A 19,511-nucleotide genomic window follows, 5' to 3' on the forward strand; every position below is an offset into this window, starting at 1 on the left:
GCCGAAACCCTACATGACCGTGACGTTAACCGAGACGCTATTGCCGACGCTGTCGGATATCTTCACTTTGCACGTGCCCACCCCGACCGACGTGACGTCGAACGTCGACGCGGAGCCGCCTTGCGCGACGGTCGCAACGGACGTGTTCGTCGACGACGCGGTCCAGCTCGCGACGCCCTTCTCGCTCACCGTGATCGTCATCATCTGGCCGGTGCCCGAAAACGTCAGCTTGTTCGGCGCCACCTTCATCGGATCGATGACGAGTACGTCGATGTCGCCGCCGACGGAATCCATCCATATATTGCCGTCAGGCCCGGCCGCGACGGCGTCGGGCCTTGCGCCCGGACTGAGCGGAGGCGTAAAGGTTGTGACCGTGTGCGCTGACGTGTTGACGCGGAATATCGTGCCGTCGTTGCCGGCGGCGCACCATGGCTCGCCGTCGGGGCCGCGTGCGCAGAACTGCTCGGTCTCGTTCGAACCGAACGTGCCGCCGATGTTGTAGGTCGTGATGTTGCCGCTCGGGGTTATTTTGCCGAGCGTCGGCGCCGAGGTCAGGCAGAAGAACCAGACGTTGTTGTCCTTCGCGAGCACGACTGAGGCCGGCGTGCAGGAGGCGGAGATCGTGAACATCTTGATGACGCCGGTCGTAGGGTTGATGCGGCCGATCTGGTTCTGCGCGGACTGCGCGAACCAGACGTTGCCGTCGGAACCCGTCGTAACGCCGCCGTACTGGTTGATGCCGCTCGGATAGGGGAATTCGGTCACGACGCCGCCCGGTGTCACTTTTGCGATGTGCATGAACTCGGCGAACCACACGTTGCCGTCGGGGCCGGCGGCTAGCCCGTCGATCGCGGTGCTGTCGCCGCTCGGGATCGGGATCTGGACGGCGGTCCCGTTCGTCGTCACGCGCGTGATGCTCGTCGCCTCGTCGGAGATGTAGAGCTTGCCGTCGGGGCCGACCGCCATCGATACCGCGTTGCCCGGCAGCTCCGCCTCTATGTTGAACTCTTTGATCGTGCCGCTCATGGACATCCGGACGAGTTGCGCCGCGTTCTCATCGAGGAACCACATGTTGCCGTCCGGGCCTTGGACGATCGCCGAATACAGCGCACCGAGCGTTTTCGGAGTGAACTGGACGAATTGACCACCGCCGCCCTTTTGGACGACGTCCGGTATGACTGGGTTTGGCAAGGCGGGTGTCGCGGGCTGACCGTGTCCAGAGCACGCGGCGAGTACCAAAGCGGAAACGACGAGAGACGCAAGGCGGCGCGCTATCATGACATGCCTCCATGGTTCGAGATCGCTTGCTTTCGTGCGGCCGCCGAAGGCGCCTTTGCGGGTCGCATATGGTGACCCGGTCACTTTGTGAGCGTCTATCGGGTGTGGCCAGACGGTGGTAACCTGACATCGCCAGGGTAGTTTTGGACCCGGCGCGAGGCTTCCAGGAGACTAAAGTCATGGAAAAGACGCCGCGAGCTCAGGAACTCAACGCCCATATCCTCAGACTCGCTCGCGACAAAGGCGCGCTCGCGGATAAGGATCTGCACGCGCTGCTCGCGGTCGAATACGGCGTTGCGGTCAGCGCGCAGCCGATCGCCTCGGTCGATCACATGCTGTTCTCGGCGAACGTCAATCTCGCGAAGCGGCGTCTCGTGCGTTATGGCCTGCTCTCGCTCGACGCCCAAAAGCACATCTCGATCACCGCACAAGGCGAACTATTCCTCGCGCGAGCGTTCACGCGCCTCGACGCACGAGTGCGACGCTGCCTCGACGACGCATGGCTCAACATTGAAGTGCCCGTCCAGGCCGCATCAGTCGCGGGCGAGCGCGCCGAACGCGCCTCGGAAGAAGACGAAGGGTCGCCGCTTCACGAGCTGCTCTGCGCCTCGAATCTCGAGTTCCATGACCTGGACGACGGCGGGGCGCTTGTGCCCGTTTGGTCTCGGCTCCGTTCCTGGATCGTCGATCTCCGCGAGTCGAACGGCTGGATCTGTTTGCGGACGCACGTCATGGCGCTGCCGGATAAGCCGGCGGCGCGGATGGCGGTCATCGACACGGCGATGCGCGCGAATTCGAATCTCATGTCCTGGAGGTTCTCGCTCGGACCTCGTTCGCAGGCGATCTTTCTCGAAGCCGAGTGCCGCGCAGATCAACTCGACGGCGACGATCTCGCCGGCATCATCGCTCTGCTCCGCTCGACGGCCGAAGAGCAATACGAAGCGCTCCTCAAGATCGCGCTTGCGCCGTCTCCGCTCGACGCTCTCGAGGCTGCGTTCAAGCGCTCGGCGTGACCCGCATCGTGCATTCGTCCAAACGCGTGGGCTGACGACTCACCTCTTGGCCGGGGCTAGTCGACGTCAAGCGCAGAAGCGACTGGACATGCACGCTTCGGCGCTTCTCGCGTTCATCGCCCTCGACACCGTCCTTTGCCTCATCCCGGGCCCGGCAGTGATGGCAGTCGTCGGCGCCGCACTCGGCCGCAAGCAAGCCGGCTTTGCGACCGCCGCCGGGATCCTCACCGGCAATACGATCTACTTCGCGGCCTCGGCTTTCGGCATTGTGTCGGTTATCGTCGCGTCGCAGAACGCGTTCGTCGTCCTCAAATGGTGCGGTGCCGCGTATCTCGCCTATCTCGGCGTCCGCGCGATCGCGTCGCCTCACGCGGGAGAGCTCGATTCAGCCATAGTCGTGGGTCGACCGGCGGTCGGGAAGAACTGGGTGGGCGGCACGCTGACACAGCTCGCCAACCCGAAGGCGTTCGTGTTCTTCGGCGCCATCGTGCCGCAATTCGTCGATCCACACACGCCGTTGCTCATCCAGGTCGTCATCCTCGGCGTCGCGTCGCTGCTCATCGAACTCGTCGTCCTGACAGCGTACGTGCTCAGCGTCGAAGCGATCCGCCTTCGCGGGATCAAACCTGCGGCGCGCGCGCTCGCCGAGCGCATCGGCGGGGCATTTCTCCTCGGCGTCGCCGCCGCCGTGCTCGCCGAACATGCATAGGGTGGCGTCTGCAAGCGCCAAATCTGTGCCACGCCGGATGACGCCCGCTCCGCTACACCGAACGCCCGCCGCATGGAACGATCGAAGTTTCTCTTCTCTACCGCAGTCGCGCTTACGCCGCTTGTCGCGGGCCTCGAACCGGCGGCCGCCGCTGCGTCGAACACGGAGACCCCGATGAAGTCTATCGCCGGTATCGCCGTGCCCGACACCGATCTCGCGAACGAGGCGACCAGCATCGCAAAGGCGGCGCTCCCACCCGAGATCTTCAACCATTCGCTGCGGACGTATCTGTTCGCGCAGCTGATCGCGAAGGCGAAGAAGATCGACCACGACGTCGAGATCGTCTACGTCGCCTCGATCCTCCACGACTCGGGCATGTCCGCCGCACACATGAGCGACGCGCGCCCGTTCGAGGTCGACGGCGCGTTCGTCGCGCGCGACCTGCTCGCCAAGCACGGCGTGTCCGATGCGCGGATGGACGCCGCGTGGGATGCCGTCGCGCTCCACGACAATAGTGCGATCGCCGTCCACAAGCAGCCCGAAGTCCGGCTCGTCGCCTCGGGCGTCGGCGCGGATTTCGGGGCCTACCTCGATCTCATGACGCGCGATCAGATCGTCGCCATCCTCGGCGCGGCGCCGCGGACAAAGTTCATCGACGCGTTTCTCGACGCGACGGCAGTCGTCGCGAAGAAGAAGCCGATGGCGTCGTCTCATTCGTTCGTCGCGGACGTCGGTTACAAGCGCGTGCCGGGTTTCAGCCTGCCGAACTTCGTCGATGAGGTGCTATCGGGAGATCCGTTCAAGCCGTACGAAAGCTGACGGATCAGGTGCCCTTGTCGGCGCCGAAGTACTTGATATACTTGATGATGAAACGCGGCGAGGTCTGGAACGTCGCCGCGTCGCCGTAGACGACGTACAGCTCGCCGCCCGGCACCTTGCGGTGGTATGCGGCCGAGAGGTTCCACGCGTCGGCCGGTTGCCGTAAGTTGAAATGTTGCGGCGTCAACGCGACGAGCAGTGGCGAGAGGCCGATGATGCGCCGCGCGCCGAACGCGAACGACTGATCCGGCCCCGACTGGTACGAGTAATCGAGCCGATCGAGCCACTGCGTGGCGCGGTCGCCTGTGTCGACGAACTGCTGCGTGTCGTCAGCTTCGAGGGTCAGCGCGCCGCGCGTGCCCGTACGGACCGTCGCGCTCCGGAACCACGAATCGAGCTCGCCCGGTCCGAAACGGCCGCGGTTGAAGCCGATGAACGACGGCAGAAGGCCGTTGAGATTGTAGCCGATCTGAATCCCTTGCTGCGTCACCGGCGTGAAGACCGGAGGCAGCAGCAGGTACGACGATCCGGTAGAGACCTGGAGGTTGAACAATGTCCGCGTCGTGAGCGACGCGTTGACACCTTCGTTCGTCTGGTCGAGCGACCCCGTGTGGTCGTGGTAGCGGCTAACATCCCCGTTCAGATCGAATTCCGTGAATCGGTCGGTCGTGGCGAACTTGAACGGGTCGAAGAAGTTGACGTCGTAGCCGGCGATATCGGGGTGCTGAACGATTCCGTCGACCGGATCGAAGAAGGCACCGACCTTGCGGATCACGGCGCCGACAGCCGCACCCTTCGCGTCGAACCAGCCGGCGCCGGCCTCGTAGCGCTGGGCTTCGCCGCCCTCGACGACATTCGAGCCCGAGTCGTTTCCGTAGCGCGCGAAAACTTGGAAGTCGGTGAGGTTGTTCTCCGTGAACGTCATGCCGTCGGCTAAATCGTGCACGGGCCCTTTTTCGATGACGCCGGCGCCCGCGTCGACCTGGCTGCCTTGGAAATCGATCGCCGTCCGCTGGTTCGGTGAGACGTAATCGATGGCGTCACCGGTGTCCGTACGGCCGGTGATCTCGGTGTGGAGGGCTCCATAACTGAAGAGCCCGTGCTGCCCTTCGATTGCGTAGCCGTCGCGAGGCGTCGGGATATTCGGGGTGTAGAACTCGACGATGCCGGGGCAGCTCTCGCAAATGCCCTGCGGATAGCTATAGACGTTCGCGCCCTGCGTGAAGAACGGACGCACGTCGTTGAAGATGCGCTGGAATGCGGTCGGTGCGATCGTCTGCTGGTCGACCTCGACGTTCGAGTAGTCCGGATGCAGGGTTGCGACGAACGACGTGCCGGTGACGATCGGGATCGAGATGTCCGCGCCCACACGCGACGTGTCGCCGCCGTTCGACTTCGGCGCGAGCTCACCGAGGCCGTAGACGCCGACGCGCGACTTGCCGCGCTGCGCGGACAGACGCGGCAGTCCGCTGAGCGATCCCGAATACGTGACGTCGTTGAAGTTCTGTTGCGACGCGCCCCAGCTCCAGACGAGGACGTCGTTCGTCACCGCGAGGTAGCGGATGAACTGGACGCGCCAACTGCCCGAGCCGGTGCCGTGCATGACGGAGAGCGGGATCTTCTCGGTGATGATGTACCCGCCGTCGACGATACGCCCGACCGTCCACCACTCCGGCTCGAACGAGTTGTTCTCGGTCGAGAACTGGTAGTGCGTGCCGATCGGCGTCGACGTGAACTTGTAACGGAAACCGCTCGTGCCGTTCGGCCACAGATCGACCTGGACTTCGTCGTCGGTGTCGAGACCGACGCCATTCGTATGCTCGGTCGCTCGGATCGGCGTGCTCTGGCGCGCATCGATGCCGACGTAGAGGAACGGCCCGTCCGTGATGAGATACAGCGTCGTCGCTTGCGTCGCCGTGGCGTGGTAGCGTAGGTCGTAGCCGAGGTGGGCGACGGCGGCCGATTTCCACACCGGGCTATCGAGCGTTCCGTCGATCGGCGGCGCCGTCGTCGTCGACGGAATCGTTATAGAGTCGAGATGAAGCGTTTCGACGGCAGCGGCGGCCGGAGCCGGGGCGATCGCGAAGCAAATGGTCGCGATGAGGCAGACGGACGAGAGCGCTGTTCCGAGGCGGTGCACGATCGACTCCTCAAAACCGGATACGCCCGGGCTTGTCACTACAACTAATTCACTAGTTGCATTTTCAGGCAAGCGCTTTCCTGGTCCTGCCCCCGATCCTCGAATCGAGTTTGACCGCGCGAGACGTTGGGGAAACGGCACATGAGGTAACCATTGATGCCACCGGGTGAGTAAGCGAGGCGTCGGGACTAGTCGGTCCCGGCGCCTCTTGTCATTTTCGGAAAGTCTGCGGCCCTAGCGCAGTGAACGCAACGCTTCGAGCGCTTCGGGCAGACAGAACTGTTCGCCGACGTACGACGAGACGAAACGGCCGCCGCGGATGACGCCCTGGAGTTCCATTCGGCGAAGCTCGACGAGAAGGTCGCGCCAGGGCGGCGCGAGTGATTCGCGCAGGACGATATCGCGGAAGACGACGCCCCAGCGTGCGAGCAGCTGGCGGGCGAACGCAGTAACGTCGCGGCTCGCGCTCTCCTGCTCGAGGAGCGCCCAGCGGCCGGGAGCATTGCGCGGACGGCCGCGTTCTCGGCGGCTCGTCGCCAACCGTCGTCGCGGATCGACCAGCGCTCGCAAGTTATCGAAGCCATCCGCGGTGACGATCCCCGCCGCGACGAGTTCCCAGAGACCGTCCTCGACCTCGCTCCGCAGGCGCCCAGTTGCGCGCACGATGTCTATGAAGAATGAAGCTCCACGGCGCTCGATCGCGGCACGCACGTCGCGCGCGCTCCCCGACAAGGCCGCGCCGTCGCGATGCGGTGCGCCGAACAACCAGCCCGCATCTTCGCGCGCGAAGATCGCGACGGGAGCGACGCGCGTCGGGCGGACACGACGCCGTCTCGGGCCGGCGTCCGCCTCGAACGCGGGATGCGGCGACAAGCGCCCCCATGCGACCTCGCCCGACATGCACAGCTTGTCGAGATACTCCCGACGATAACGCGCGACTCGCCTCGGCAAGACCTCTGTCTCCCAGGCGACGGCAGGGAACTCGAGCCCTTGCAGCTGCTTGATCACTTGAAGCGTCCCTGCGACACCGTGAAGTTGCGTGCCCGGCGCGAGATGCTGCCAGACGTCGATGAAGCGTTCGTGCACCGCAACGCTGACGGGTTCGATCTCGCGTCGCAGCGTCGCGAGCATCGCACGATGGATGCGGGCGAGGACGCGCCGATTGCACCACTCGTCCTTCGTCTCGAGGCCGGGTGTGAACGAACCGCGGAAAACCTGGCCGTGCATCTCGAGCCTGGCGAACGAGTCCTCGATCGCATGAGCCGAAAGCGCGAGCCGATCGGCGAGCGCGGCGGCCGTCGTCGGTCCCGTCGATTCCATCCAGCCTCTGACGACCTGATCCACCGCGTCGGCGTCGCCGGCTCGCGCACCCTCGGCAACGGCGCGCTTTTCGGTGGCGATCCAAAACCAGCGGTCATCGACCGTCGCCTCGGACGCGCGGCCGGCCGCCTCGAGCTGTGCGAACCAGTCGCGCCACTGCGGCTGTGGGGGCAGTACGACGAGCGTCAAGAGCGCGTCGTGGAGCTCGTCGGCGTCGCGGACGGTCGGCCATACCTGATCGGCGACGGCAGCGATGGCCGCGGCGTCGAGCACACCGACCCCGTCAGAGACGTCGATGCGCGTTGTGCTGCGCAGCTGGACCGCGCGAGCGCGACGCTCTTCGAGCGGCGCATCGTCCAAGAACGCGAAAGGATTCGCGTTGAGGATTTCGTGCGAGAACTTCGAGGGTTCCGCCGTTTCGACCGCGATCGTCGCGATCGAACCGTCGGCGATACCGAGCAGCACGGTCTTGAGCCCGTCGAGATCCATCGCCTCGTGTAGGCAATCGTCGACGGTCTCGTTGACGAGCGGGTGATCCGGGATGCGCACTTCCTCTCCGCCGAGGTTCTCCGGACACGCGGCGCGATCGGGGAATACAGCGGCGAGGAGATCGTCCGCACGCATACGCTGGATGTTCGCCGGTACGCGCCGGCCACCGAGAAATCGTTGCAGCGCCAGGAAGCGCTGACCGTTCCAGCGCCAGCGCGCCGCGAACATCGGCGATGGGAGCATCGCCTGCGTCAGGACGTCTTCGACCGTTCCGGCTTTCAAGAACCCGAAGATCGTCGCGAGCGGGAACGCGTGCTGCTCGCTCAGCGAGATGACGATGCCGTTGTCGGTGGCGGCGGCTTGAAGCTCGAGGTTGAACGTCCGGCAGAAGCGTTTGCGAAGGGCGAGACCCCATGCCCGGTTGATGCGTGCTCCGAACGGAGCGTGGACGACGAGCTGCATGCCGCCCGCCTCATCGAAGTATCGCTCGGCGATGACGCGCGCGCACGTCGGCACGGCGCCGAGGATCGCGCGACCATCGTCGATGTAGGCGACGGCTTGTTCGGCGCCGAGGCGGTCAAGACCGCATTCGCGCTGCAGATACTCCGCCGCCGGCGCGGCGCCTTCGTCGTCGATGATCTGCGCGATCCGTTCGCGCAATCGCCCGACCTCTTGAGACAACTCGAGCGTGCGTGCGGGCGCCTCGCCGTTCCAAAACGGTATCGATGGGGGTGCGCCGTGGGCGTCGAAGACGCGGACGCGGCCCTGCTCAACGCGTCTGATCCTCCACGACTGCATGCCGAGAAGGAAGATGTCACCGGCCATGCTTTCGATCGCGAAATCTTCGTCGACGGTGCCGATCTGCGTTTCATCGGGATCCGCTACGACCGAGTACGTCGTGGTATCGGCGATCGCGCCGCCCGACGTGATCGCGGCAAGCCGCGCGCCTCGCCGGCCGCGGACGCGGCCGTTGACGCGATCTCGGTGGAGCAGCGCGCTCGCTCGGCCTCGCGATGTCGAGATCCCGTCGGCGAGCACGCCGACGACGTCGTCGAAGTCCTTGCGCCTCAACGTTTCGTACGCGGACGTCGAGCGCACGAGCTGGAACAACGCGTCCTCATCCCAATCCTGAGCGGCGCACTCCGCGACCAGTTGTTGAGCGAGGATGTCGAGAGCGTTGCGCGAGGGCTCGAGCGTGTCCATCGCGCCCGTGCGGATCGCCTTGACGACGGCAGCGCTCTCGAGGAGCTCGTCGCGCGTCGATGCGATGAGGATCCCCTTCGGTCGCGCCCCGACCCAGTGGCCGGAGCGGCCGATGCGCTGCAGAGCCACCGCGATCGATCTCGCCGAGCCGATCTGGATGACGAGGTCGACCGAGCCGATGTCGATGCCGAGCTCGAGCGAAGCGGTCGCGACGACGGCACGCAGCTCGCCCCGCTTCAGGCGCTGCTCGGTATCGAGCCGGAGATGCCGAGCGAGGCTGCCGTGATGCGGCATGACCGCGCCTTCGCCGAGCCGCTGCGTGAGATGATGCGAGACGCGCTCGGCGAGTCGCCGCGTGCTGACGAATACGAGCGTCGTCCGGTGCTCTTTGACGTGCGCGGCAAGGCGGTCGTAGATATCGGACCACGCTTCGTTGCTCGCGATCGGTCCGAGCTCGTCTTGCGGCACCTCGACTGCGAGGTCCATCTCGCGGCGGTGACCGATGTTGACGATGGCGGCCTCGGAGCTCAAGAAGCGCGCGACCTCGTCCACGGGCTTGACCGTTGCCGACAGGCCGATACGCTGCGGGCGCTTTCCGGTCGTCGCTTCCACGAGCCGGTCGAGCCGTGCGAGCGATAGCGCGAGGTGGGGCCCGCGCTTGTTCGCGATGAGCGCATGTATCTCGTCGACGATGACGGTCGAAACCGTGCGGAAGATCTCGCGCGATCGCGCCGCCGTCAAGAGGATGAAGAGCGACTCGGGCGTCGTGACGAGTATGTGAGGCGGGGTGCCGACCATGCGCGCGCGGTCCTTCACCGGCGTATCGCCGGTCCGCAGCGCGACCGTGATAGGCGCAAGCGGCACGCCGCGCGCGCTCGCGAGCGATCGTATCTCGGCGAGCGGCTGCTGAAGGTTCGCGTGGACGTCGTTGACGAGTGCCTTGAGCGGCGACACGTAGAGCACGTGCGTCTGATCGGTCAGACCGTTGCGCGCCTCACGGAGCAGCCGGTCGATCGCGACCATGAAGGCGGCGAGCGTCTTGCCGGAACCCGTCGGCGCGGAGATGAGGATGTCGCGTCCGGCGTTGATGTGCGGCCAGCCGCCGACCTGCGGCGCCGTCGGCGCGCCGAACCGTCCGTTGAACCATTCTTCGATGAGCGGATCGAACGAGACTTCGGACCGGGTGGCGGGTTCGAGGAGCATCCCAAGTATTTCGATACCGAGCGACGCGTCCCCGCGACGGGCGATGATCGTTCTCGAAAAAGAAGCGGCCGATGCGAGCCGCGCGACGACGAAAAACGGAGTGGTGTTGCCACTCCGTTTCCCGCCTTGAGGAGGTCTTTATAGTATATCTATCGGTTACATCTTACCCGAACAACACGGTAGTTTTGATGAGAATTCGGCATGATTTGCCGCACGGTTTCACCGCTTTTTCATGCGGTTTTCTTCGTCCACCCGCCGACGATCGCGCCGATGATCGCAAAACCGACGACCACGTAGCCCGAGTTGATGAGCCAAAGCATGAGCGGGGTGTGCGCGTAGAGCGCCGTGTTCAAGGTCTGCGTCGCGTAGAGCGCGATGCCCATGAAGAGCGCGAAACTGACGCCCTGCGAAACGCTCAGATCCTCCGGCCGGCGTGACAGCGCGATCGCCGTCGCGTACGACAAGACGAGGCCGAGCACGAACGACTCGATGTAGAGCGCAGGACTGGCAGGCGCCATCGCGCCGCCCATGAGCGACGTCCACAATGAAGTGAAGAGCAATCCGTACCATAGGTAACCGAACAGGAAATAGACGATCGCCGCTACCCAAACAGCGAAATGGTTGACGCGGTCAGGCATATGACCTCCCCACACAAATGGAAATTCGCGCGAGCGATTAGCCGAAGACCGGCTTAGCCACGAGCGCTGTACGCGCACGATGCGCGCTCGACCTTTCGGCGTCGCGAAGACGTCACGGTGAAAATCCGCTGACCGGAAAGCGCCGAGCAGTGTTTAGCGCAGCTTTTTCTCGGCGTAGGCCGCTATGGCCGCGTGTCCAGCGTCATCGGGATGCAGCGAGTCGCTCGACAGCTGCCCGGCGACGTTTTGACTGTCGGTGAAGGAGAAGAGGTCCACGAAATCCGCCTGCGACTGCCTGGCCGCGTCCGCCGCGGCGGCGTTGTCTGCGGACGCCATATCGTGGAACTGGCCGACGCCGGGCACGAGCGGCGTCCGCGCGACGTCGGGCACGCCGAAGACGATGATGTGCGCTTGCGGCCAGCTCGACCGGATCCGGGCGACGGCCGAATGCTCGGTCGTCGAAAACGCGTCGGTCGACGTGCCATGGAAGACGTCGTTGCCGCCGACGCACAGCCAGACGTCGGTCGCGCCTATGCCACGCGCCTCGGCGTCGGGCACTTGCGTGTCGAGCACGTCCGCGACGGTCGAACCGCTGATCGCGAGGTCGTCGAATTCGCTGGACGCGTCGCCGTTCGAGAGCTGAGCGAACATGAGCGCGGCAAATCCGTGATCGGGGGTCGACGCGCCGACGCCCGCCGCCAAGCTGTCGCCGAAGACGATGACGGTCCGATGCGGCGCGGAGTTGTGGACGACCGCCCAGCGATCACCGCCGCAGCCGCCGAGGATCGCGGCAGCGATCGCCACCATAGATGCGAAGCTCGCGCAGTGCCTCATCGGTTGGCCACCTCAGGCGCCAATCGGCTAGACGAGTCGCGGCCCGGATTCGCGTCGGATTCCTCGTCTGCGGCGATGTACGGTCGGCCCTCATGCTTGACCTCTCGCAGCGCCGTGGGCTCTATGCTCGGGGGCAGGGTGCAGCATCGGGGCGGGCCGAATGGCGCGTATAACGTCGCTTCTTACGTGGGGGAGGCTTCAATGCGTATCGCCGGACCGTTGACGAAGATATTCCTCTCTGTGCTGACGTTGGGTGCGCTCATCATCGCGAGTGCGCCTACGAGCACGATCGCCGCGGGCGGGGGCGTCCAGTACGATCAGCTGACGCGCTTCGGCTTGCCCGGTTATCCGACGCCGCTTCCCGACAACTTCGCGGCGAACTTCAAGTCAGCCATAGACGCCGCCGTCGCATTCAACAATCGGCCGTCCGGTCACGGGATCTTCTCGATGCTCGCGAACGCGACCACGATCGCCAAAGAGACGCAGGCGATGATGAAATCCGGGATGCCGATGACGTACTACTACCTCAACGATTGGCAGCGCGAGGACGACCCGGGCAAACAGACTGCGACCATCTTCCGTCCGGATCGCAAACAGATCATACACCTCGACCTCGCGAAGAAGACGTACACGATCGAGGACATGGGCGACCGCACGCCGGCGCCGGAAGCGCCGAAGCCTCCGTCGCAGCCAAACCAACCGGAGCCGTCGCCTCAGCCGGGTACCGCGAAACAAGACGTGACGATCTCATCGAGCGTGCTCGGGCCGAAGACGATCGACGGCGTCTCGACGACCGGCTACAGCTCGGACGTCAAGGTCGTCACGACAGAGGCGACTGGTTCGTGCCAGAACGGCACCTTCGAGGCGAGCGTCGATGACTACGTGTCGAGCATCGTGCCGCCGAACGTGCGCACGAGCGACATCCTCAAGCATGCGATGTCGATTTCGCCGACGATGTATGCGCGGCCAGGAGGGTGCACGCCGACGGTCGCGATGCACAAAGCGGTCGGCGCGACCGCTCCCGAAGACCACCTCTCGCTGTGGGAGATCATGACCTTCAAGGGCGGACAGCAGCCCGATCAGGGGCAGCAAGGCTTTTCGACCTACATCGAGCGCGGCAACGTCAAGATCCTCGGCCCCGGCGACGCGGGACTCTTCGACGTGCCGGCGGGCTTCACGAAGGGATAGCGACGCGAGCGCGATCGATCGGCGGACCCGCGAACTCGAGATCCTCAACGCGATCGCGCAGGCGCTCAACGAGACGAACGACGTGCGCTCGGCGCTCGAGCGTACGCTCGCGCTCGTCACCGACCTCGTCGGCCTTCAGTCGGGCTGGGTGTGGCTGCTCGATCCGGAGACGAACCAGTTCTATAGCGCTGCGAGCTACCGGCTTCCGCCGTACCTTCAAGAACCCATACGCATGTCCGGCTCATGGTGCATCTGCACGGAGGATCTGCGCTCGGGCGAGCTCATGACGAAGAACGTCGATGTCATCGAGTGCAGCAGGCTTAGTCCGGCTGTGCGAGGGCGGGAGACCGCTCTGACGGCTGGGTTACGGTTTCACGCGAGCGTGCCGTTGAGGTTCCAAGACAAGCCGCTCGGCGTCATGAACGTCACCGGTCCGAAGTGGCGCAAGCTGACGAAGGACGAGCTCGGTCTGCTCTCGACGATAGCGCTCCAAGTCGGCGCGATGATCGAACGTGCGCGGTTGGCGGAGTCGCAAGCCCGCCTTGCCCGTGCGGAGGAGCGGACTCGAGTCGCGCGCGAGCTGCACGATACGCTCTTGCAGAGCCTTACGGCGATCGCGCTGCAGCTCGAAGGGGCAAGCCGCGATCGTCACGCAGCGCCCGAACTGCGTGCGAAGCTCGAGCGGTCGATCGAGAGCGCGCGTGCGTCGGCGGCCGATGCGCGGCGCGCGATCGCCGATCTGCGTACGAGCCCATCCGCGGACAAGCCGCTCGCGCAGGCGCTCTCGGCACTCGCGCGCAGCTTCATATCGGAGACGGGCGTTGCTGTCAGAGTCGTCGCGACGCCTGATCTCATCCTCGACCGGCAGACCGAGACCGAGCTTTATCGCATCGCGCAAGAGGCGCTTACGAACATCGGAAAGCATGCGCGGGCGAAGAGCGTGACGTTAACTTTGCGCCGCGTCAAGCAATCGGTCCGTCTCGTCGTCGCGGATGACGGCGTCGGTATGAAATCCGCCAAGCGTGACGGCGACGGACAAGGTTTGCGTGGGATGTCCGAGAGGGCCGCACTCATCCGCGGGTCGCTCGCGGTCACGTCGAGACGCGGCGGTGGAACGACGGTGGCCGTCAGCGTGCCGTTGGACGCGGTCAGATGATCCGCGTCATCATCGTCGACGACCATCCGGTCGTCCGCGACGGCATCGCCTCGGTTCTCGAAACAGAAGCTGATATCGTTGTCGGCGCTTCGGTCGGAAGCGCCGAGGAAATGCTCGACGCGGTCACGCGCGATCGTCCGGACGCCATTCTCCTCGATCTTGCTTTGCCGGGTATAGGCGGCATCGAAGCGATCTCTCGACTCCGCCAAGTGGGGGCACCGCCGGTCGTCATCTTTTCCGCTCACGAAGACGCCGAGGCGATGGTGGAAGCAGTGCGAGCCGGCGCACGGGGTTACGTCGTCAAGGGTTCGACCGGCGCGGAGATCATCGCTGCGATCCGCGAAGTCGCGGCAGGCGGATCGTATTTCCGCGGTGCCGCCGCGAACGCGATCGCTCGCGAGGTGCGCAGCCCGCACGACCCTGACGGCTTGACGCCGCGGGAACGCGAGGTCATCCGTCTCGTGAGCGAAGGACTTTCGAACAAACAGATCGCCCAGCGACTCGGCATCGCCGAACGCACGGCGAAGTTCCATGTCCGGCAGATAATGTCGAAACTTGGTGCGGACAACCGAGCGCAGGCGGTGGCGCTCGCGACCCGTCGCCGTCTCTTGTAGTAGGCCGAGCGAAGCTCGGCTTGTAGCGTTCGAGCTGTAGCGGTCGAGCTTTAGCTCGACCGCCGCGGCCTCGCGGAGTTTGAAGGGAGCGGTCGACCTTCACGGTCGAGCGCCGCGGCCTCGCCTTCGCCTGTCCGAACGGTCAGGCGTTGACTGACCTGGAGCCCGTGGTGAACGCGCCTCCTGCGCGTCATACTCGAAGCATGGACTTCAAAGGAAAGACCGCGCTCGTCACGGGCGCTTCGCGTGGGCTCGGCCTCGCGGTCGCCGATCTGCTCGCCCGCGCCGGCGCGAATCTCGTCATCGCGGCACGCGAGCCTGAGCCGCTCGAACGCGCGAGAGCGCTTCTCGCCGAACATGCAGAGGTCGTCGCCGTCGCTGCCGACGTCTCGGAAGATGCCGAGCGCATCGTCAAATCGGGTACGCGGCGCTTCGGCGCGATCGACATTCTCATCCACAATGCCTCAGAGCTCGGACCGAGCCCGATGCCGGCGCTCTCAGACCTTTCGTGGCAAGACTTGGAGCGGATCCTGCGCGTGAACGTCACCGCGCCACTTCATCTGACACAACTCGTGCTTCCCGGTATGATCGCGCGAGGGTCGGGCACGATCGTCGCTATCTCATCCGACGCCGGCGTCAACGCGTATCCGGGGTGGGGCGGGTACGGCGCGAGCAAGGCGGCACTCGAGCATCTCGCGCGGACGTTCGCGGCGGAACTCGGCGATGACAGCGGCATCCGCGTCCTCGTCATCGATCCGGGCGACATGGATACGCGCATGCACCAGCTCGCGGAACCAGGCGTCGACCTCTCGCATCTCGCGAAACCAGAATCGGTAGCCCCTGCGATCGTCGGTCTTATCGGCGACGATGGTGTGCGCGGTGGCCGCTTCGAAGCGCAAGCGTTGCTCGCCCAGACGGCCCGATAGTAATGGCGCTCAGCTTTCAAATTGTCACGCGTAGCATCGCGCCGTTCGTCGTACCTCCGGAACTCGAGGCGCGCGAACCCGCGGAGATCCGCGGGTGCGGGAGGGATGACGTCCGTCTGCTCGTGACGCGCGGCGAGCACGGCGTCGCGACGCATGCCGAATTCGACGATCTGCCGAAGTTTTTCGAACGCGGCGATCTGCTCGTCATAAACGTCTCGGCGACGGTGCCGTCTGCGCTGAACGCCCGCACCCGCGGCGCCACTCAAGATGAGGCGTTCACACTGAGCATCTCGACGAGGTTGGCTTCGGGTAGGTGCGTCGTCGAGCCGCGACGGCACGAATCAAGACCAGGCGAGATCGTCGAGCTGCCGGGCGGCGCGAGCGCTATACTGCATGCTCCGTATCGCACGTCGCGACGTCTTTGGGAGGCGACGCTCGTCGGCACGGGAGACATCATCGAGTATCTTTTCGCGCACGGGAGACCGATCTCGTACCAGCACATGCGGCGCGAGTGGCCGATCGAGGCCTATCAAACGGTGTATGCGGCTGAGGCGGGCTCGGCGGAGATGCCTTCGGCCGGCCGGCCGTTCACGCACGAGTTCCTGAGCAGGCTCGCGTCGGAGGGTGTCGGCGTCGCGCCGGTCGTGCTCCACTCCGGCGTGAGCAGCCCGGAGCGCGATGAGCCTCCCTACGACGAACAGTTCAAGGTGAGCGAAGAAACGGCAGCTCGCGTACGCATGACACACGCGCGGGGCGGCCGCGTCATCGCAGTCGGCACGACGGTCGTTCGCGCTCTCGAATCCGCGTCGACCGGGCCGTCGCGCGTCGAGGCAGCGAGCGGATGGACCGATTTGATCGTGTCACCCGAGTCGCCGCTGCGCGTCGTCGACGGCATCATCACCGGACTACATGAACCGCGTTCGACGCATCTCGCGATGCTCGAAGCCCTTGCCGGCGCCGAACACGTGGATGCCGCGTATCGAGCGGCGCTTGAGGGCAGCTATCTGTGGCACGAATTCGGCGACTCGCACCTCATCCTACCGTAACGGGAAGGTCGCGGCGGTCGAGATGAATCTCGACCGCTCCCCGTTCCATAAGGCAAGGTCGCGGCGGTCGAGATGAATCTCGACCGCTCCCTTTTTTCCGCGCGAGGCCCCTACATCGCGGTGCCGTTGAACGTCTCCGATTGAAGTTCGTCGAGATCGCGCTTCAGCTCGGCAGCGCGCTGCGCGCCGATGGACTTCGCCGTCTTTGTGATAAGGCGCGGCGGGATGTCGCGGAGGAACGAACGCAGCGCGACGACGCCCGACCGGAAGCTCGCGCCGCTTTCACCCGTGAGTGAGATCATACGCGCTTCGCCGATCGTGCCGAGGAAGTCGAGCGAATCGGCGTCGTGCAATACGATCGCTTCTGGACGAGTGCCGGCGTCGCTGTAGTACATGTGACCGCGCTCTGCGGCTTGCACGGCGGCGATCTTCGACATCGGGAAGCCTGCTGCTCGAAGGACCGCGACGCTTTCCCCGGCGGCAACGACCCCGTGTTCGCCCTTTTTCTGATACGGCGGAAAGGCGGCCATGTCGTGGAGGAATGACGCGGCGAAAAGCACGTCGGTGTCGACTTTGAGGTGGTCGCCTTTGGCAAGCCGCAATGCGACCCGGTAATTGCGTTCGGAATGTTGCCAGCCCCACGCCGGGTGTTTGAATTTCGTCGTCGCAAGATGATAGATCGTGATTTTCCATGGAGCGTCGAGCGGAATGCCCGTCGCCGTCAGCGGCACGGACTTGACGGACGTAAGGGCGGGCGATGCGCTCGTGAAGACGCCGACGAGAGCGCACGACGCGACGAGGATCGCGAGGCTGACGTTGCGCATGAGGCTTATCCTCCGAGAGGTCGGGCAGCGACAAGCGGCGGCCGGACGCGCATCCAACCGTCGTCATTCGTCCGCCGAGCGGTTGCGGCTTTGAGCGCCGGGATCATCGGCGCGGTTTCGAACGCGTCGCGTGCAACGGTGGCCCGCTCTTGCGCCGCTTGTGTAGGATCGTCGAAAAGCGAGCGGATGATGGGCGCGTGGACGTTCGCGGTAGCGGAAATGCAACCGCTCGCGCCGCACTCGAGCGCGCGCTTGAGGAAGCGCTCGCTGCCGACGAGCACGTCGAGGCGGTTGCCAAAACGGTGGCAAAGCGCCTCGATCGACTCGCGATCCGTCGAACTGTCTTTGAGCCCTGCGATTTGGGAGCCGAAGCGCTCGACCAAGGCATCGACGACCGCGGCCGTGATGTCGACCCCAGACAGCTGCGGTATCCTATAGAAGAAGAAGCGCAGACGGTCGTCGGCTACCGCCTCGATTTCCCGCGAGTAAGCGTCGATCGTGCCCTGCTCGGAAACGCCCTTATAATAGAAGGGCGGCAACACGAGGACTCGGCAGCAGCCGTTCGCGATCGCATGCCTTGTCAGCGAAGCGGTATCGCCGGCCGAACAGCATCCGGTGCCGACGATGAGGCGATCCGGCGAGAAGTTCCCGGCGAGGACGCCATCAAGGACGCGCCGGCGTTCGTCGACCGTGAACGAGTTCGCCTCGCCGGTCGTGCCGAACAAGACGACGCCGTGACACCCTTGATCGAGCAGCCACGAGAGATGCGCTTTCATGAGACGGAGGTCCGGGTCGAGCGCGGCGTCGAGCGGAGTCAACGTCGGACACCAGACGCCGGTCGTGACGTGCGCGGTCATCCTCGCCACATCGACGAGAGGAAGAACGCGACGTTCGCCGGCCGCTCGGCGAGGCGTCGCATGAAATACGGGTACCATTGCGAGCCGAACGGCACGGCGAGACGAAGCGGGTGCCCGCGGCTCGCGATGTCCGCCTGGAGTTTCGGCCGAACGCCGTAGAGCATCTGGAACTCATAGGTCCCGTCGCGAACACCTTTGCTTCGGATGAAGTCGATGCTGTGCTCGATGACGGCGTCATCGTGCGTCGCGATCGCCGTAAAGCCGCCGCGCCGTAAGCTCGACTCGATAAGCCGGACGTACGCGTTGTCGACGTCGCGTTTGTGCGGAAACGCGATCTCGGCCGGTTCGAGATACGCGCCTTTGACGAGGCGCAGGTTCGGCGAGAGCTCGAGGAGCGATTCGAGATCCGCAGCGGTGCGATACAGATACGCCTGCAGCACCGTGCCCGTGTTGTGGATGCCGCGAGCTCGAAGGCCTCGATAGATCTCGAGCGTCGCGTCGGTGTGCGCTGATTGTTCCATGTCGATGCGCACGAAGTTGCCGGAGAGCGCGGCGTGACGAGCGACCACCTCGACATTCGACGCCGCGAGGTGGCGGTCGATCCCGAGGCCGAGGTGAGTCAGCTTCAGCGCGACGTTCGCATTCGCGCGAGCATCGGCGAAGCGATCGAGGACGGCTACGTATTCACGCGCGACCGCGACGGCCGCCGCGCGATCGGTCACATCCTCTCCGAGCAGCCCTGCGGCTACGCGCATCCCGGCCGCATTCGTCGATGCGACGACTCGCATGAACTCGTCGAGCGTTTCACCCGCCACGAAGCGGTAGGCTCCGAGCCGCCTTCCGTGTTTGGTGACAAAACGGGCGAGCCCGCGGTTTCCCGCGGCGCTCAGCAACGCTGCGCGCAGCATGGCGCCATGTTCACGACGCCCCAGGTGCGACCTCTTAGGTCAGCTGTGCTTCGCCTCGAGCGATCGACGAGCGGCTGCTGCGCGGCATTCTAACCGCCGACCTGGCGGGCGGTCAGGCCTCGAGTTCGTTCTAGCGCACTGCGCCGCTGTGACGACAGTCAACGTGCCCGCCCGAAATCGCATCGGACCTGCTGTCGGCCAAGTGACTCGAACCACATCGACCGGATCGACGGGCCATAGAGTGCGCCGCCGCATATTGCCGGGGCCTCGTCGCCTCTTATCATGACCGTGATTCATATGTGGGGGCGCCGCCTTATTTGGGCGGCGTGAAGGTCACTGATGCGGG

The 19,511-nt window shown here is 65.1% G+C and carries 16 protein-coding genes; 8 read left to right on the forward strand and 8 right to left on the reverse strand.

Annotated features, from left to right (window positions below):
• Positions 1-9 precede the first annotated feature (9 nt).
• The gene (locus VFO25_02885) at positions 10-1,278 is read right to left on the reverse strand and encodes a hypothetical protein (protein ID HET9341848.1); all 1,269 of its coding nucleotides are present in this window, start codon (positions 1,276-1,278) and stop codon (positions 10-12) included.
• 179 nt (positions 1,279-1,457) lie between these two features.
• On the opposite strand from VFO25_02885, the gene VFO25_02890 reads away from it, so the two are divergent.
• The 3 genes from VFO25_02890 (at position 1,458) to VFO25_02900 (ending at position 3,819) form a co-directional block, all read left to right on the forward strand.
• Entirely contained in the window at positions 1,458-2,291 is an 834-nt protein-coding gene (locus tag VFO25_02890) for a type III secretion system chaperone (protein ID HET9341849.1), read from the forward strand.
• 88 nt (positions 2,292-2,379) lie between these two features.
• Positions 2,380-3,000: a LysE family translocator gene (locus tag VFO25_02895; protein ID HET9341850.1), complete on the forward strand. Its 621-nt coding sequence runs from the start codon at positions 2,380-2,382 to the stop codon at positions 2,998-3,000.
• A 72-nt stretch (positions 3,001-3,072) separates the two neighbouring features.
• Positions 3,073-3,819, forward strand: a complete 747-nt coding sequence (locus tag VFO25_02900) for an HD domain-containing protein (protein ID HET9341851.1) — start codon at positions 3,073-3,075, stop codon at positions 3,817-3,819.
• A gap of 4 nt (positions 3,820-3,823) precedes the next feature.
• Here VFO25_02900 and VFO25_02905 read toward each other — a convergent pair whose 3' ends face one another.
• The 4 genes from VFO25_02905 to VFO25_02920 form a co-directional block, all read right to left on the reverse strand.
• Positions 3,824-5,959, reverse strand: coding sequence for a hypothetical protein (locus VFO25_02905; GenBank protein ID HET9341852.1), 2,136 nt, complete (start codon positions 5,957-5,959; stop codon positions 3,824-3,826).
• A gap of 234 nt (positions 5,960-6,193) precedes the next feature.
• Positions 6,194-10,174, reverse strand: coding sequence for a DEAD/DEAH box helicase (locus VFO25_02910; protein ID HET9341853.1), 3,981 nt, complete (start codon positions 10,172-10,174; stop codon positions 6,194-6,196).
• A 230-nt stretch (positions 10,175-10,404) separates the two neighbouring features.
• Entirely contained in the window at positions 10,405-10,812 is a 408-nt protein-coding gene (locus VFO25_02915) for a DUF1761 domain-containing protein (protein HET9341854.1), read from the reverse strand.
• 153 nt (positions 10,813-10,965) lie between these two features.
• The gene (locus tag VFO25_02920) at positions 10,966-11,646 is read right to left on the reverse strand and encodes an SGNH/GDSL hydrolase family protein (protein ID HET9341855.1); all 681 of its coding nucleotides are present in this window, start codon (positions 11,644-11,646) and stop codon (positions 10,966-10,968) included.
• 201 nt (positions 11,647-11,847) lie between these two features.
• On the opposite strand from VFO25_02920, the gene VFO25_02925 reads away from it, so the two are divergent.
• The 5 genes from VFO25_02925 (at position 11,848) to VFO25_02945 (ending at position 16,576) form a co-directional block, all read left to right on the forward strand.
• Positions 11,848-12,834 (forward strand): hypothetical protein, encoded by a 987-nt coding sequence (locus VFO25_02925; protein ID HET9341856.1) that lies wholly within the window; start codon positions 11,848-11,850, stop codon positions 12,832-12,834.
• An 82-nt stretch (positions 12,835-12,916) separates the two neighbouring features.
• Positions 12,917-13,990: a GAF domain-containing sensor histidine kinase gene (locus VFO25_02930; GenBank protein ID HET9341857.1), complete on the forward strand. Its 1,074-nt coding sequence runs from the start codon at positions 12,917-12,919 to the stop codon at positions 13,988-13,990.
• Positions 13,987-14,604, forward strand: a complete 618-nt coding sequence (locus tag VFO25_02935) for a response regulator transcription factor (GenBank protein ID HET9341858.1) — start codon at positions 13,987-13,989, stop codon at positions 14,602-14,604. Before VFO25_02930 ends, VFO25_02935 begins: the two co-directional genes overlap by 4 nt.
• 203 nt (positions 14,605-14,807) lie before the next feature.
• The gene (locus VFO25_02940; GenBank protein ID HET9341859.1) at positions 14,808-15,530 is read left to right on the forward strand and encodes an SDR family oxidoreductase; all 723 of its coding nucleotides are present in this window, start codon (positions 14,808-14,810) and stop codon (positions 15,528-15,530) included.
• 2 nt (positions 15,531-15,532) lie between these two features.
• A complete protein-coding gene (locus VFO25_02945) occupies positions 15,533-16,576 on the forward strand; it encodes an S-adenosylmethionine:tRNA ribosyltransferase-isomerase (protein ID HET9341860.1) in 1,044 nt (347 codons plus the stop codon).
• 110 nt (positions 16,577-16,686) lie between these two features.
• Here the strand turns inward: VFO25_02945 and VFO25_02950 are convergent, their stop codons facing one another.
• The 3 genes from VFO25_02950 to VFO25_02960 are packed head-to-tail and all read right to left on the reverse strand — an operon-like array spanning position 16,687 to position 19,165.
• A complete protein-coding gene (locus VFO25_02950; protein HET9341861.1) occupies positions 16,687-17,400 on the reverse strand; it encodes an HD domain-containing protein in 714 nt (237 codons plus the stop codon).
• Between the two features lie 5 nt (positions 17,401-17,405).
• Complete coding sequence (locus VFO25_02955; protein HET9341862.1) at positions 17,406-18,257, reverse strand: dihydrodipicolinate synthase family protein; 852 nt, start codon at positions 18,255-18,257, stop codon at positions 17,406-17,408.
• Positions 18,254-19,165, reverse strand: coding sequence for a proline dehydrogenase family protein (locus VFO25_02960; protein ID HET9341863.1), 912 nt, complete (start codon positions 19,163-19,165; stop codon positions 18,254-18,256). The genes VFO25_02955 and VFO25_02960 overlap by 4 nt, the downstream gene beginning before the upstream one ends.
• Positions 19,166-19,511 lie beyond the last annotated feature (346 nt).

Source organism: Candidatus Eremiobacteraceae bacterium (genome assembly GCA_035710745.1).
Lineage (GTDB): Bacteria > Vulcanimicrobiota > Vulcanimicrobiia > Eremiobacterales > Eremiobacteraceae > JANWLL01.

What these genes read in the sequence shown, in the direction of transcription:
- VFO25_02885 (HET9341848.1), bottom strand. Translation starts at nt 1,278, where the DNA reads ATGATAGCGCGCCGCCTTGCGTCTCTCGTCGTTTCCGCTTTGGTACTC.
- VFO25_02890 (HET9341849.1), top strand. Translation starts at nt 1,458, where the DNA reads ATGGAAAAGACGCCGCGAGCTCAGGAACTCAACGCCCATATCCTCAGA.
- VFO25_02895 (HET9341850.1), top strand. Translation starts at nt 2,380, where the DNA reads ATGCACGCTTCGGCGCTTCTCGCGTTCATCGCCCTCGACACCGTCCTT.
- VFO25_02900 (HET9341851.1), top strand. Translation starts at nt 3,073, where the DNA reads ATGGAACGATCGAAGTTTCTCTTCTCTACCGCAGTCGCGCTTACGCCG.
- VFO25_02910 (HET9341853.1), bottom strand. Translation starts at nt 10,174, where the DNA reads ATGCTCCTCGAACCCGCCACCCGGTCCGAAGTCTCGTTCGATCCGCTC.
- VFO25_02915 (HET9341854.1), bottom strand. Translation starts at nt 10,812, where the DNA reads ATGCCTGACCGCGTCAACCATTTCGCTGTTTGGGTAGCGGCGATCGTC.
- VFO25_02920 (HET9341855.1), bottom strand. Translation starts at nt 11,646, where the DNA reads ATGAGGCACTGCGCGAGCTTCGCATCTATGGTGGCGATCGCTGCCGCG.
- VFO25_02925 (HET9341856.1), top strand. Translation starts at nt 11,848, where the DNA reads ATGCGTATCGCCGGACCGTTGACGAAGATATTCCTCTCTGTGCTGACG.
- VFO25_02935 (HET9341858.1), top strand. Translation starts at nt 13,987, where the DNA reads ATGATCCGCGTCATCATCGTCGACGACCATCCGGTCGTCCGCGACGGC.
- VFO25_02940 (HET9341859.1), top strand. Translation starts at nt 14,808, where the DNA reads ATGGACTTCAAAGGAAAGACCGCGCTCGTCACGGGCGCTTCGCGTGGG.
- VFO25_02945 (HET9341860.1), top strand. Translation starts at nt 15,533, where the DNA reads ATGGCGCTCAGCTTTCAAATTGTCACGCGTAGCATCGCGCCGTTCGTC.
- VFO25_02950 (HET9341861.1), bottom strand. Translation starts at nt 17,400, where the DNA reads ATGCGCAACGTCAGCCTCGCGATCCTCGTCGCGTCGTGCGCTCTCGTC.
- VFO25_02955 (HET9341862.1), bottom strand. Translation starts at nt 18,257, where the DNA reads ATGACCGCGCACGTCACGACCGGCGTCTGGTGTCCGACGTTGACTCCG.
- VFO25_02960 (HET9341863.1), bottom strand. Translation starts at nt 19,165, where the DNA reads ATGCTGCGCGCAGCGTTGCTGAGCGCCGCGGGAAACCGCGGGCTCGCC.